The following is a 14331-nucleotide window of genomic DNA, read 5'->3' as shown; positions in this document are numbered from 1 at the left end:
ACCGCGCGATGCACGGCTCCGCTGCCGCGCGTCGCGTTCCCTATGCCGCGTGGGGATTGCGGCGTTCGATCTCCACGCCCACGGCCTCGGCATCGTCGAAGATATCGAGCTTCTCGACCCGGATCCGGGCCACGCGAATCCGCGAATCGGATAGCATCCCCGCAGCGATCCGTTCGGCCAGCGTCTCCACCAGCTGCACGTGCCCCTGCCGCACGAGGCCACGCACCAGAAGCACGACATCCTCATAGGAAACCGTGCGGGCGAGGTCGTCCTCACCCACGTCCAGGCCCGGCGAATCCGTCACCCCGAAGGCGACATTGACGCGGATGCGCTGCGTCACGCCCTGTTCATGCGCGAAGACGCCGATATTGGCGTCCAGCAGCAGGTCGCGCACGAAGACGCATCGCAGGGCGGGCCGGTCCGGCCATGGGGGGAAAACGTTCATGCGCCGTCCGGGGTCCGGTTATCGGAAGGAGGCCTGATGGAAGGTGCCGCAGGCGACCATTGCAGGTGCTGCCCCCCGTCAAGCGCCAGCATCTGCCCCGTGACCGAGGGCATGCAGACAAGCGACAGGGCCGCATGGGCGATTTCCGCCACCGTCGCGCCATGGCCCAGTGGCAGGGCGGCGCACTGGCGGGCAAACTGCGCGGGGGTCTGTCGCGGCGTCGGGAGCACGGGGCCGGGACCAATGGCATTCACCCGGATTCCGCGCGGCGCAAGGGCGAGCGCCATGCTCTGCGTAAGCGACCACAGTGCCGCCTTGGACACGGTATAGCTGACGAAATGCGGCGTGAGCGACCATACACGCTCGTCCAGCATGTTCAGCACCATGCCCTGCCTGTCCGGGGGCATCTGCCGGCCGAATTCCTGCATCAGGACAAAGGGCGCGCGCAGGTTGGGCTCCAGATGCGCATCCCATCCCTCCCGCGTTGCCGTGTCCCACTCGTCGCGTTCGAACACACTGGCATTATTGACCAGCACCCCTACCGGCCCCAGCCTTTCACATACGCGCGACAGGAGGCCACGCGCCTCCTCCTCCTGTGACAGGTCGGCCCGCACGAGGCATCCGGCACGGCCCATCGCCATGATGTCCGACAGTGTCCGCCGGGCCGCGTCATGGCTGGTATTGTAGTGGATCGCCACGTCGAAACCGCTTCGCGCCAGTTCCTGGGCGATGGCGCGTCCCAGTCGCGCGCCGCCCCCCGTCACCAGCGCCGCGCGCGGTATCGCGGCGGGCACGGGCCAGGACATCGCGTCTGCCATCACGCTGGCCGGCGCGCCATCAGCGCGGCCGCAAGCGTGCCGTCGTCAAGGACATCCAGCGCGCCGCCAACCGGCACGCCCTGTCCCACGCGACTGACGGGAATATTGAACCGCGACAGGCTGTCATGCAGCCAGTGCATCGTCGTGGCGCCATCGACCGTCGCACCCAGCGCCAGGATGACCTCCCGCACGCCGCCTGCCTCCAGCCGGGCATAAAGCGGGGCGACGTTCAGGTCCTCCGGACCGATTCCATCCAGCGCCGAAAGCGTTCCGCCCAGCACCTGATAGACGCCACGATGCACGCCCGCGCGCTCCAGCGCCCACAGGTCGCCCACGTTTTCGACGACGCAGACCAGTCCGCGGTCGCGCGACGGGTCGGCGCAGATCGAACACGGGTCGCAGGTATCAAGGTTGCCGCAGGTCGAACAGGTCCGCACCGCGCGGGCCGCATGTTCCATCGCCTGCGCCAGCGGCAGCATGCGCGCATGGGGCTGGCGCAGCAGCGCGAGTGCCGCGCGCCGGGCGGAACGCGGCCCCAGCCCCGGCAGCCGTCCCAGAAGGGTAATCAGCCGCTCGATTTCCGCGCCGCCCATCACATCCCCCTGTGGTTCGGGTCTGCGATCAGAACGGGAATTTCATGCCACCGGGCAGGTTCAGTCCGCCGGTCACCTTCTTCATCTCCTCGCTCGCCGTTGCATCGAGCTTCGTGCGCGCGTCGGCGCAGGCGGCAAGGATCAGGTCCTGCAGCATTTCCATTTCTTCGGGATCGGCCAGCTTGGGGTCGATCCGGATGGCCTTCATGTCACCCTTGCCATTGAGGGTGACATTCACCATGCCCGCGCCCGCGCTGCCCTCGATGGTCATTGATTCCAGCTTGGCCTGCATTTCTTCCATGCGGGCCTGCATCTGCGTGGCCTGCTTCATCAGGCCGGCAAGATTCTTCATGTTCACTTTTCTCCTTCAGGCGTCAGTCTTCGGGGGGCAGATCGTCTTCATCCACCAGTTCGGCATCCAGTGGCGCGAATTCCAGATCCGGGGCCAACATGGCTGGTGTGATGTCTTCAGGCGGAAGGCCGTAATCGTCAAGCGCATGATCGGTCACCTGCCCCAGCCGCGCGGTGGGAAAGACCGACATGATCGCCTGAACCAGCGGGTGGGAGGCCGCGTCCGCGCGATGGATCTGGATGATTTCGGCCCCCTGCTCCGCCAGGGTGGGTTCGCCCTCTTCCTCGCAGGTGCGGATTTTCCAGGCCGGATCGCCCGTTTCCTTGCGCAGCAGGTTTTCCAGACGCCGCGCAAGTCCCGCGATCGCGCCCGTTTCCACGCGGATCCGGATCTCGGGCGCGGCGAATGCCACCAGATGCGTCGAATGCCTCAGATGTCCGTGAAGCATGGCGTCGCGTCCCGAAACGAACGCCACGACCTCCCGCCACGTGCGCAGCTGGGGCCGCGCCTCGGGCACGGGACGGGCGATGACCTCGCTTTCCGCCACGCCATCGACGCGGACGCCGCCATTGGCGACCATGCGCAGCGCCGGTCCCCCCGATGGCGCGCCCGGCGCCACCCGCGCGGTGGCCGTAACCTGCGGCCCCACGGCCTGCGGGATGTTAGCCTGCGGGGTGTTGGCCTGCGACGGCGCGTCGGGTGTCGCCCCACCCTGTCCGTCAGGGGCCGGCGCGGCCGGGCCACGTTCGGTCATCCGCCGCACCAGTTCGCCCGGTGGCGGCAGGTCCGCCACGTAACACATGCGGATCAGGACCATTTCGGCGGCCTGCCTGCGGTCAGGCGCGTGCTCCACCTCCGCCTGCCCCTTGAGCAGCATCTGCCACGTGCGCCCCAGCACCGGCACGGAGACACGATCCGCGATGGCGAGACAGCGCTCACGCTCCATTTCCGGCAGGTCCGAACCCTCCCGCAGGGCCGGAACCGCCTTGAGGCGGGAGACCGTATGGATCAATTCCAGCACATCGGCCAGCATCACGCCAAGGTCCGCGCCGCGCGCGAACACCTCGTCCGTGATGGTCAACGCCTGATCGGGCCGCCCGGCCAGAACCGCGTCGAGCAGGTCGAACACCATGCCCCGGTCGGCCTGCCCCAGCATGCCGCTGACCAGCGTGGCGTCGATCGGCCGCGCATCGGCCTGTCCCTCGCCATCCAGCGTGCCCTGCGCGATGGCCTGGTCCAGCAGCGACAGCCCGTCGCGCACCGACCCGTCCGCCGCCCGCGCGACCAGCGCAAGCGCATCGGGCGTGAAGGACACATTTTCCGCCGCCGCCACGCGTCCGAAATGCGCGGCCAGCATGTCCTGCGGCACGCGGCGCAGGTCGAATGTCTGACAGCGCGACAGCACCGTCACCGGCACCTTGCGCAGTTCGGTCGTGGCGAAAATGAACGTCACCTGCGATGGCGGTTCCTCAAGCGTCTTGAGCAGCGCGTTGAACGCGTTGCGCGACAGCATGTGGACCTCATCGATGATGAAGACCTTCATGCGTCCCTGGATGGGACGAAAGCGCGTCGATTCGATGATCTCGCGCACGTCGTCGACGCCGGTGCGCGACGCGGCGTCCATTTCCATGACATCGGGATGGCGATCGGCAAGGATGGCGACGCAGTTTGGACACACGCCGCACGGATCGGCGGTCGGTCCCCCCTTCCCGTCCGGGCCGGTGCAGTTCAGCGCACGGGCAATGATGCGCGCCGTCGTCGTCTTGCCCACGCCGCGCACGCCCGTCAGCATGAAGGCATGCGCCACGCGCCCCAGCGCGAAGGCATTGCGCAGGATGCGGACGGTCGTGTCCTGACCGATCAGGTCATCAAAGGTGGTGGGACGGTACTTGCGCGCCAGAACCCGATAGGGTGTCGCCGTCGCGGCAGGGGCGGGCGGCGACGGCGCATCACCGAACAGGCCGGGTCCATCATCCACGGGCGGGGACGGCAGATCCTCCTCCCCGGAACGGTCCTGATCCGAAGAAGCGTTCATTGATGCATCCGGGCTGGGTAAATATCGCGCGCCATGTCCTGCGTAGCAGGCTGGCGGGGCCTCGATCCAGGGTGGAAGACCGGACACATAACCCGAGCGAAACTCACTGCGGCTGCTTCCTTCCGGACCTGACCGGGTTGGCAAGGTACCCGTCTATGGCCGATCTTCCGCGTGCTTCTTAACACAGATCCCCCCTGGGGACACAAGGGGCCTGCCTGAAAAAAACCTCCCGCCAGCAAAAGGTCATTCCCCCACCGCGGCACTGGTGCTGTGGCGCCGGTCGGCACCGCCATAATACCGTGCGTCGCCTGCGGGCGCGTTCAGGCGTGCCCCCCCGACAAGGATCCCCTCCGCCACGCCCCAGTGGGGATAGGACTGGAAGCTGTAGCCCTCGCGCCGCAGCGTGTCGATCACGCCGGGCGTCAGGGCACCCTGTTCCACCTGCACGGCCTCGGGCTGCCACTGTTCATGGATGCGCGGCAGGTCGACGGCGTGCTGGATATCCAGCCCGTAATCAATCACGCCCAGCACGACCGACAGGACGATGGTGGGAATGCGCGACCCGCCGGGACTGCCGATCACCATCACCGGCTTTCCATCGCGCGAAATGACGGTGGGCGTCATGGAGGACAGCGGCGTCTTGCCCGGCGCGATCTCGTTCGCCTTGCTGCCGACGATCCCGAACATGTTGGGCGTGCCCGGCCGGGTGGAGAAATCGTCCATTTCATCATTCATGAACACGCCGGTCCGTCCCGCGACCATGCCCGCGCCAAACCACCCGTTCAGCGTATAGGTCACGGCGACGGCCATCCCGTCCCGGTCGATCACGGAATAATGGGTGGTTTCCTGCCCTTCGGGCGTGGGGAGTCCGGGCCGGATGGAGGCCGAGGGGACCGCATGGCCGGTCGGGATGGCCGCGCGGATCTGGCGCGCATATTCCACATCCAGCAGGTGGGCGACGGGATTGGCGACAAAGGCCGGGTCGCCAAGGTCCTGCCGGTCGGCATAGGCATGGCGCATGGCCTCCACCTCCCGCGTGACGGCGGGCGCGGTGTACAGGCCAAGGCGGTGCATGTCATAGCCCGACAGGATGTTCAGCATCTCGCACAGCGCGACGCCGCCGCCACTGGGCGGGGGGGCGGTGTCGATATGGTAACCACGGTAATCGCAGGTCAGGGTCGGCAGCACGCGCGGCCTGTATCCCGACAGGTCGGCACGCGTCAGGATGCCGCCCCCCCTGCGACTGGCCTCCACGATCTCGGCTGCGGTGCGTCCCTCGTAAAAACCCCTGGTTCCCTGACGCGAAATCCGTTCCAGCACCTGCGCCAGTTCGCGCTGCACCAGACGGTCGCCCGCCTGCAGGGCGGAGCCGTCGGGACGCAGGAAAAAGCGGCGCGCCACAGGATCGCGACGGAAATCGTCATTCCCATGGGAAATCAGCTCCACATCCCCATCGGTCAGGACAAATCCATCCCGCGCCAGGGCAATGGCCGGCGCCATGACCTGCCTGCGTGAAAGGTGTCCCCATCGCTGCCGCGCCAGTTCCAGCCCGGCGACGGTTCCGGGGATCCCGACGGCTTTCCATCCCTTGGTCGACAGCCCGGCAATGACGTTGCCACTGGCGTCCTGGAACATGGTGGCAGTGGCTGCGGCCGGTGCATGTTCCCGGAAATCGAGGAATATCGCATGCCCGTCCGGCGTGCGCAGGGTCATGAACCCGCCGCCGCCGATATTGCCCGCCGCGGGATAGACCACGGCAAGGGCGTATCCCACCGCGACGGCGGCATCGACGGCATTTCCCCCCTGCCGCAGGATGCGCGCGCCAACCTGCGACGCCAGCGTCTGCGCGGAGACGACCATGCCATCGCGCCCGCCCACCGGCGGCATCGACGCCACGGGCGCGGAGCCACCGCCAAACGCCAGCGGGTCATCCTGCACCGCCCCGCCCGCAGGCGCGGCACAGGCCACGCCATCGGACAGCAGCAGCACGGCCGCCAGAAGCAGCCCCCCGGTCCGGCGCGACCACCGCAGGTGCCACCACGCGTCCGTTTTCATCTTCCCGTCAGACAGGAGCATGCCGCAGGCCCGCTCAGCCGGCGATATCGTAAGGCGGCTTGTTCAGCCCTGCGGGGGAATAGGTGAAGACCTCGCACCCGTCTTCGGTCACGCCCATCATGTGCTCGAACTGCGCCGACAGCGAACGGTCACGCGTCACGGCGGTCCAGCCATCGTCAAGGATCTTCACGTCCGGACGACCGATATTGAGCATCGGCTCGATGGTGAAGAACATGCCCGGGCGCAGGACGACACCATGACCCGGCCGGCCGTAATGCAGCACGTTCGGCGCTGCGTGGAAGGTCCGGCCAATCCCGTGGCCGCAGAAATCGCGCACCACCGAAAAACGCCGTTCCTCGGCATAGGTCTGGATGACGTGCCCGATATCGCCCATCGTCGCGCCGGGGCGCACCGCCGCGATGGCCAGCATCAGCGATTCATAGGTGGCATCGATCAGTTTCTGCGCCTTGATCGACGGCGTGCCGACCGTGTACATCCGGCTGGTGTCGCCAAACCAGCCATCAAGGATGACGGTCACGTCGATATTGAGGATATCGCCTTCCTTCAGCACCTTGTCGCCGGGAATGCCATGGCAGACAACGTGGTTGATGGAAATGCAGCTCGCCTTCTCATAACCGCGATAGCCGATCGTCGCGGACACGCCCCCATGTTCGACCATGTAGGCGTGGATCAGGTCGTCAAGTTCCCCGGTTGTCACCCCCGCGCGCACATGGGGCGTAATCATGTCGAGCGTCTTCGCCGCAAGCTGTCCGGCTGCCCGCATGCCGACAAAATCCTCGGGCGAGTGCAGGACAATCTTACCCTCGTTCATGTCGCCATCCATGCCGATACCCCTTCGTCGCTAATTCCCGCATGATCGCGCCCCCGCCCCGCGCACACCGGGCAGGCAGCCCGGCGCCGCGACCCGACGGGCGCGATGCCATCCCCAGAACGGCGGGAGGTTCTATACCCCCATCGCAATGTCATGTCATCCACGGACGCTTCATGCCCGTGGACGGGCTGATCCTAGCTGCGCGCCCTGCGGGATGTGGTCGCGCCATGGCGGACCTGTCCCATGCCGACAAGATGGACGTGGGCATGCGTTGCCGCATGCGCATGCGCTGCATGGGCGGAAAGGACATGTCCGGGACGCCGCATGCGCGCGCAGGACAGGGGGATCGAGGCATCGGCCACCTGTTCCGGCCCGTCCGCGCGCATGCGCGCGCTGGCAAGCACCACCCCGCGGGCCGCGGCGCGACGGCGGGCGGCCAGCGTGCTGCGCGCCAGGACCAGCGGCCGCTGCACGGGGGCGATCCCCTCCCGGCGGAAGCTGTCGTCAAGCAGGTCGGCCATCACGGCGTTACGCTGCATGTTGGAGGACGCGCCCATGACCACGCCGATCAGGCGCACGTTGTCGCGCACCGCGGAAGTCACGAGGTTATGCCCCGCCACGGCGGTATAGCCGGTCTTGAGCCCGTCCGCCCCGGGATAGGACTGGAGCATCGGGTCGTGGTTGGGAACATAGCGCCCGCGGAAATAGAAGGCCGGGACCGCGAAGTAATGGTAATATTCGCTGAAATCCAGCGCGATGTGCCGCGCCAGCGTGGCAAGGTCGCGCGCGGAGGTCATCTGTTCCTCGTTCGGCAGGCCGGAGGCGTTGCGGAACGATGTGTCGTTCATCGACAGGTGCGCCGCCTGCTGCGTCATGATCTGGGCAAAGACCGCCTCGTTGCCGCCGCCGAGGAATTCCCCCAGCGCGCAGGCGGCGTCATTGGCCGATTTCGTCACGAGCGCGAGGATCGCCTCCTCCACCGTAAGGTAGCTGCCCGGGCGCAGCCCCAGCTTCGACGGTTCCATCGAGGCGGCATGCGCGCTGACGGGCACGACCTGGTCCAGCGTGATGCGCCCCGCGCGCAACGCCTTGAACGTCAGGTAAAGCGTCATCAGCTTTGTCAGGCTGGCGGGATAGCGGCGCAGGTCGGCGTTCGACTGCGACAGGATGGCGCCGGTACGCGCGTCCATGACGATGGAGCTGATCTGCCCCACGTACTGCGCCCGCGCCTGCCCCGCGCCACCAAGGAGGAATGCTGCCAGGCCCACGAATGCCAGAAGGGAAACCTTCATCCGGGCGGCGCGTGCAAGGAAAAGGCGCGTCATACGATGGGGGAAAGCGGACATGCGGTGATTATCATCCAGTGCTGCGCCATGGGGGCGTTGTCCCCGGGGCCTCCATCATATGACCAATTGGTTCCGACCCATCCTAGACAGCGCGGGACGCCAGCGTCCAGAGCGGAATCGGGGAAATACCGTAAGCTGCATGCAACTTTGTATTGCACGACGGTCCACGTCACGTCACTTCGTCACACGAAACCGCGAGGAGGCGAAAAAATCATGACCAATAATGCCCGCAGCCCCTTTCAACGGGGAATGGACTTCCAATATGGTAAGATCATGTCCGTCAAGAGCCTGCCCTTCACTGCCATCGAACCGCCGCCGCACCGCGTGGGGCCGCCGCCTGCGCACGCGCATGGCGGAAACACCCCCCCGCGCCGTCCCGACGGCACCGGCGACAATGGCAACGACGACGGGCTGGCGGGCGTTGTCATCAGGACGCGGCCACAGACCCGCAAGCCGGCGATGTACAAGGTCCTGATGCTGAATGACGATTACACCCCCATGGAATTCGTCGTTCACGTTCTGGAAAGGTTTTTCCAGAAAAACCGGGAGGAGGCGACCGACATCATGCTGCATGTCCACAAGCGTGGCGTCGGCGTGTGTGGCGTCTTCACCTACGAAGTCGCTGAAACAAAGGTCACGCAGGTCATGGACCTTGCACGCCAGAACCAGCATCCCCTGCAATGCACGATCGAAAAGGACTGAGGCCACGGTCAGGCATTTTCCCCCTCTTGCATTCTTTCATGCGGATTTATGCAATTTTCCTCTGGCATTCTCTCCGCAACGGGACAAAGATCAGCTTGATTGTCCGGTCATGATCCCCGGGGCCGCAATGGCCCCCTCTGGAAAAGGAGCGTCTCGGCATGTTGTCACGTAATCTGGAACAGACGCTTCATCGTGCGCTGACACTCGCCAGCGAACGGCGGCATGAATATGCCACCCTCGAACATCTTCTTCTCTCCCTCATCGACGATCCGGACGCGGTCACGGTCTTCCGGGCCTGTGGCGTAGACCTGGACAAGCTGCGGCATGACCTGACGGAATTCCTGGACAAGGATCTGGCGGGGCTGGCGTCCGACCGCGCCGTCGATCCCAAGCCGACGGCCGCCTTCCAGCGCGTGATCCAGCGCGCGGCCATCCATGTCCAGTCCACCGGCCGTGACGAGGTGACGGGGGCGAACGTCCTTGTCGCCCTGTTCGCCGAACGCGAAAGCCATGCCGTCTATTTCCTGCAACTGCAGGACATGACGCGCCTGGACGCCGTCAACTTCATCTCCCACGGGATCGCCAAGGCCCCGGAACGCTCCACCCGCCGCCCCGTCGCCGGCACCCCGTCCGAAGGCCCGGACCCGGAGCGCGAGGAAACCGGCAAGGGACGGCAGAAAAGCCAGGACGCGCTTTCGACCTACTGCGCCAACCTCAACGACAAGGCTGGCGAGGGGAAGATCGACCCGCTGATCGGGCGCGATTCGGAAATCGAACGCACGATCCAGATCCTGTGCCGCCGCACCAAGAACAACCCGCTTTATGTGGGCGACCCCGGCGTGGGCAAGACCGCGATCGCCGAAGGGCTGGCCAAGCGCATCGTCGAGGGCGACGTGCCGGAGGTCCTGCTCAATTCCACGATCTATTCCCTCGACATGGGCGCGCTTCTGGCGGGCACGCGCTATCGCGGTGATTTCGAGGAACGGCTGAAGGCCGTGGTGACGGAGCTTGACAACAATCCGGGCAGCATCCTGTTCATTGACGAAATCCATACCGTGATCGGCGCGGGCGCCACGTCGGGCGGCGCGATGGATGCGTCCAACCTGCTCAAGCCCGCGCTGGCGGCAGGTACGCTGCGCTGCATCGGCTCCACCACCTACAAGGAATACCGCCAGCATTTCGAAAAGGACCGGGCGCTGGTGCGCAGGTTCCAGAAAATCGACGTGGCCGAACCGTCCGTCGATGACGCGGTCAAGATCCTGCGCGGGCTGAAGGTCAATTACGAAAAGCACCACAAGGTCCGTTACACCGATGACGCGATCCGTGGGGCGGTGGAACTGGCGGCGAAGTACATCCATGACCGCAAGCTGCCGGACAAGGCCATCGACGTCATTGACGAGGTGGGGGCGTCGCGCATGCTGGTGCCCGAAAACCGGCGGCGCAAGACCATCACCCTGAAGGACGTCGAGGATATCGTCGCCAAGATCGCCCGCATCCCGCCCAAGAGCGTGTCGTCGGACGACAAGGAGACGCTGCGTTCCCTTGAGCGTGACCTCAAGGGCATGGTCTATGGGCAGGACAAGGCGATCGAGGCGCTGACGGCGGCGATCAAGCTGTCACGCGCGGGCCTGCGCGATGCGGAAAAGCCGATTGGCAACTACCTCTTCTCCGGCCCGACGGGCGTGGGCAAGACCGAGGTGGCAAAGCAGCTGGCCAGCACGCTGGGCATCGAACTGATCCGTTTCGACATGTCGGAATACATGGAACGGCATTCGATTTCGCGCCTGATTGGCGCACCGCCGGGCTATGTCGGTTTCGATCAGGGCGGGCTGCTGACCGATGCGATCGACCAGCACCCGCATGCGATCCTGCTGCTTGACGAGATCGAGAAGGCGCATCCGGATCTTTACAATGTCCTGCTGCAGGTCATGGACCATGGCCGCCTGACGGATCACAACGGCAAGACGGTCGATTTCCGCAATGTCATGCTGATCATGACGACCAACGCGGGGGCCGCCGACCTGAGCAAGGAAGCCATCGGTTTCGCCCGCAACGGCCGCGAGGGCGAGGATGAGGAAGCCATCAAGCGCATCTTCACCCCCGAATTCCGCAATCGCCTGGACGCGATCATTCCCTTCGCCCACCTGTCGCCCGAAGTGGTGGACCGGGTGGTGGAGAAGTTCATCTTCCAGCTGGAAGCCCAGCTGGCGGATCGCAACGTGATGATCGAGATTTCGTCGGCGGCGAAGGAATGGCTGGCGGAACGTGGGTACGACCGGCTGTATGGCGCGCGTCCGCTGGGCCGCGTCATTCAGGAAAACATCAAGAAGCCGCTGGCCGAGGAACTGCTGTTCGGCAAGCTGGTCAAGGGCGGGGTCGTCAAGATTTCGCTCAAGGATGGCAAGCTGGACTTCGACTACATCTCCCACGATTCCGCAGCGTCCGCGACGGAAGGGGATGAAGGCGACAACGAAAAAGAGTCTGAAACCGCGGACTGAAGCCCCTTCCGTCAGGAACGGGCCGCAACAGGGAACAGGGACCGGAAACGGTCCCTGTTTTCTTATGTGCGCCCCCTTTTCGATCCGGGCATTGCCACCGGCGGCAATGTTATGGTCAGGCGTTACCGCTGCATGAACTGAACCATGCGGGATCGATATTCACGCTCGCCAGTGCCTGCCGCCATTTGCCGGCATGATCGGGGCTGAAGATGATGTCTTCGGTCGCGGGGGCTGATACCCAGGCATTGTGGCGCAGGATTTCGTCTTCCAGCTGCCCGGCCTCCCAACTCGCGTGTCCCATCGCCAGCAGGGCGTGCTGTGGCCCCGCCCCATCCGCGATGACCCGCAGGATATCGAGGCTTGCGGTCAGGGTGGTGCTGTCGTTGACGGCCATGCTGCCGTTGCCTTCCCAGTCAGCGGAATGCAGGACAAACCCGCGTGAGCTGTCGACCGGCCCGCCGGCGCAGATCCCGATCCGGCGGCGCGGCGGCACGGGGGCCACGCCAAGCTGTTCCAGCACGTCATCAAGCATGGGCTGGGACAGCCGGCGGTTGACCACCAGCCCCATGGCCCCGTCTTCCGCCGAATGTGCGCACAGGTAGATGACACTACGCGCAAAGGGCGTATCCATAAGGGCCGGGGTCGCCACCAGCAAATGTCCGGTCAGGTTGTGACCTGATGTCATGGATATCTTAGGCATGCCTGAGGATAGAACCAGATTCCCGCTGCTTTGCAACCATTTCATGGAAAATCCGCCCCCCTGATGCGTAATCCCCCCATGCGGAAGCGTTCGTCACGGTCATGTCACGCATGTATGTATGTCCCTGCACATGCGGACCCGTGAATTTGAATATGTTGGCCAACAGCGCCACACTGTTCCCATCCCCTGCATCCCAACAGACCGAAAGGAAGCATCCGATGCCGAAGATTGCCCTTGTCACCGGCGCCACGTCCGGATTTGGAAAGGCCATCGCCACGCGGCTTGTGCGTGACGGATATCATGTGATCGCCACCGGTCGCCGCCAGGAACGGCTGGATGCGCTGGCGGCACAACTGGGAAAGGCACTGCTGCCGTTCCGCCTCGACATGACGGACAAGGCCGCGATCCAGTCCCTGCCCGACGCCCTGCCCGAGGAATGGCGCGCGATCGACATACTGGTGAACAATGCGGGCCTCGCGCTGGGGATCGCAAAGGCGCAGGAGGCCGAGATCAGCGACTGGGAACGCATGATCGCCACCAACGTCACGGGGATGGTGGAACTGACGCGCGCGCTGCTGCCGGGCATGGTCGCGCGCGATCGCGGGCATATCGTCTCGCTGGGCAGCACGGCCGGGATCTATCCCTATACCGGCGGAAACGTGTATGGCGCGACCAAGGCGTTTGTCGAACAGTTCATGCGCAACCTGCGCTGCGACCTTCTGGGCCAGAACGTGCGCGTCACCAATATCGCGCCCGGCCTGTGTGGCGGCAGTGAATTCAGCCAGGTGCGCCTGCGCGACAATGCCAGGGCGGCGGCGGTGTACGAGGGGACGCACCCCCTGATGCCCGATGACATCGCCGAAACCGTTTCATGGATCGTGGGATTGCCCCCGCACGTCAACATCAACCAGATCGAAATGATGCCGACCTGCCAGGCCGCCGGTGGCCTGGCGGTGGCCAAAGGCATGAAGGACTGAGCCGGATTCATGGAAGACAGGACCGAAACGGAAATCGAGCTGGCAACGCGTTTTCGCATTACCGATGGAACGAACTTCAAGCTGTCCGCCTGCCCCACCCGCGCGGCGGAAGATTGCGGGCTGGAAAAGAAAACCGGCAAGCGACGGCTGTATGAACGGATCGGGCGGCTGTCGGAACTGCAGTCGCGCCTGTACGCCAATGGCGAATGGTCGGTGCTGATCGTGCTGCAGGCCCCCGACGCGGCGGGCAAGGATGGCATCATCAAGCACGTGATGTCGGGCATCAATCCCGAAGGGGTGAATGTCACGTCCTTCAAGCAGCCCGGTCCGGTGGAGCTTGCCCATGACTATCTGTGGCGCGAACATCTGGCGTTGCCGGCAGGGGGGCATATCGGCATCTTCAACCGCAGCCATTACGAGGAAGTACTGGTCACGCGCGTGCATCCGGAAATCCTGGAAAACCAGAAAATCCCGCCGCAACTGCGCAAGTCCCCCACCCTGTGGGACGACCGCTGCCGCGATATCCGCCATTTCGAGGATTATCTGGCGCGACAGGGCACGGTCATCCTGAAATTCTTCCTCCACCTTTCCAAGGACGAACAGCGCAAGCGTTTCCTGTCGCGCATCGACCATCCCGACAAGAACTGGAAATTTTCCATCGGCGACATCCATGAACGCCAGTACTGGGACAGTTACCAGAACGCCTATGAACAGGCGATCCGCAACACGGCGGACGTGCATGCCCCGTGGTTCGTCATTCCGGCGGACCAGAAATGGTTTGCGCGGCTGGTGGTGATCGAGGCGATCATTGCCGCGCTGGAGCAGCTGAATCTGAAGATGCCGAAACTTGACGCCGCCGGGCGGGCGGAACTGAAAAAGGCGCGCCAGCAGCTTCTGTCCGAAAAGAAATAGAAAGCCCTGCCCGCATATAACGCATGCGTGAGGAAGTCATTGACGCACGCATGCATCCAACGCAAG

The 14331-nt window shown here is 64.9% G+C and carries 13 protein-coding genes and 1 other RNA gene; 4 read left to right on the top strand and 10 right to left on the bottom strand.

All coding sequences use genetic code 11. The annotated features are described in order from the left end of the window. Positions 1–40 precede the first annotated feature (40 nt). From CFR71_RS00340 to CFR71_RS00300, 9 genes are all read right to left on the bottom strand, one after another. Complete coding sequence (locus CFR71_RS00340; protein ID WP_110525588.1) at positions 41–445, bottom strand: dihydroneopterin aldolase; 405 nt, start codon at positions 443–445, stop codon at positions 41–43. Continuing rightward, positions 442–1263 carry an SDR family oxidoreductase gene (locus tag CFR71_RS00335; protein ID WP_110525585.1) on the bottom strand — a complete coding sequence of 274 codons (822 nt, stop codon included), beginning with the start codon at positions 1261–1263 and terminating at the stop codon, positions 442–444. The genes CFR71_RS00340 and CFR71_RS00335 overlap by 4 nt, the downstream gene beginning before the upstream one ends. Continuing rightward, positions 1263–1856 (bottom strand): recombination mediator RecR, encoded by a 594-nt coding sequence (gene recR / locus CFR71_RS00330; protein WP_165829302.1) that lies wholly within the window; start codon positions 1854–1856, stop codon positions 1263–1265. Before recR ends, CFR71_RS00335 begins: the two co-directional genes overlap by 1 nt. Positions 1857–1884: 28 nt before the next feature. After that, entirely contained in the window at positions 1885–2208 is a 324-nt protein-coding gene (locus tag CFR71_RS00325; RefSeq protein WP_110525580.1) for a YbaB/EbfC family nucleoid-associated protein, read from the bottom strand. A 22-nt stretch (positions 2209–2230) separates the two neighbouring features. Further along, the gene (locus CFR71_RS00320) at positions 2231–4243 is read right to left on the bottom strand and encodes a DNA polymerase III subunit gamma/tau (RefSeq protein WP_110525577.1); all 2013 of its coding nucleotides are present in this window, start codon (positions 4241–4243) and stop codon (positions 2231–2233) included. A gap of 71 nt (positions 4244–4314) precedes the next feature. Then, an RNA gene (gene ffs, locus CFR71_RS00315) (signal recognition particle sRNA small type) lies at positions 4315–4411 on the bottom strand. Between the two features lie 75 nt (positions 4412–4486). Beyond that, positions 4487–6298, bottom strand: a complete 1812-nt coding sequence (gene ggt / locus CFR71_RS00310; protein WP_207781305.1) for a gamma-glutamyltransferase — start codon at positions 6296–6298, stop codon at positions 4487–4489. Positions 6299–6332: 34 nt separating this feature from the next. Then, a complete protein-coding gene (gene map / locus CFR71_RS00305; RefSeq protein ID WP_110525574.1) occupies positions 6333–7142 on the bottom strand; it encodes a type I methionyl aminopeptidase in 810 nt (269 codons plus the stop codon). Positions 7143–7324: 182 nt separating this feature from the next. Beyond that, on the bottom strand, positions 7325–8455 hold the full coding sequence (locus tag CFR71_RS00300; RefSeq protein WP_110525571.1) for a D-alanyl-D-alanine carboxypeptidase family protein: 1131 nt from the start codon (positions 8453–8455) through the stop codon (positions 7325–7327). A 294-nt stretch (positions 8456–8749) separates the two neighbouring features. On the opposite strand from CFR71_RS00300, the gene clpS reads away from it, so the two are divergent. Together clpS and clpA are read left to right on the top strand one after the other, a co-directional pair. Next, positions 8750–9178, top strand: a complete 429-nt coding sequence (gene clpS / locus CFR71_RS00295; protein ID WP_239019403.1) for an ATP-dependent Clp protease adapter ClpS — start codon at positions 8750–8752, stop codon at positions 9176–9178. 158 nt (positions 9179–9336) lie between these two features. Continuing rightward, positions 9337–11676: an ATP-dependent Clp protease ATP-binding subunit ClpA gene (gene clpA / locus CFR71_RS00290; RefSeq protein WP_110525568.1), complete on the top strand. Its 2340-nt coding sequence runs from the start codon at positions 9337–9339 to the stop codon at positions 11674–11676. A 115-nt stretch (positions 11677–11791) separates the two neighbouring features. Here the strand turns inward: clpA and CFR71_RS00285 are convergent, their stop codons facing one another. Next, positions 11792–12376 carry a YqgE/AlgH family protein gene (locus CFR71_RS00285; protein WP_110525565.1) on the bottom strand — a complete coding sequence of 195 codons (585 nt, stop codon included), beginning with the start codon at positions 12374–12376 and terminating at the stop codon, positions 11792–11794. Positions 12377–12594: 218 nt separating this feature from the next. Here CFR71_RS00285 and CFR71_RS00275 point away from each other — a divergent pair, with 218 nt between their 5' ends. Together CFR71_RS00275 and CFR71_RS00270 are read left to right on the top strand one after the other, a co-directional pair. Next, complete coding sequence (locus CFR71_RS00275; RefSeq protein WP_110525559.1) at positions 12595–13353, top strand: SDR family NAD(P)-dependent oxidoreductase; 759 nt, start codon at positions 12595–12597, stop codon at positions 13351–13353. A gap of 9 nt (positions 13354–13362) precedes the next feature. Further along, positions 13363–14265: a polyphosphate kinase 2 family protein gene (locus CFR71_RS00270; protein ID WP_110525556.1), complete on the top strand. Its 903-nt coding sequence runs from the start codon at positions 13363–13365 to the stop codon at positions 14263–14265. Positions 14266–14331: the final 66 nt, after the last annotated feature.

Origin of the sequence: Novacetimonas pomaceti (genome assembly GCF_003207955.1) — a bacterium.
In the GTDB taxonomy this organism is placed as follows: Bacteria; Pseudomonadota; Alphaproteobacteria; order Acetobacterales; family Acetobacteraceae; genus Novacetimonas; species Novacetimonas pomaceti.
The sequence above is the reverse complement of the archived record's forward strand: the minus strand, read 5'-3'. Positions and strand labels throughout refer to the sequence as shown.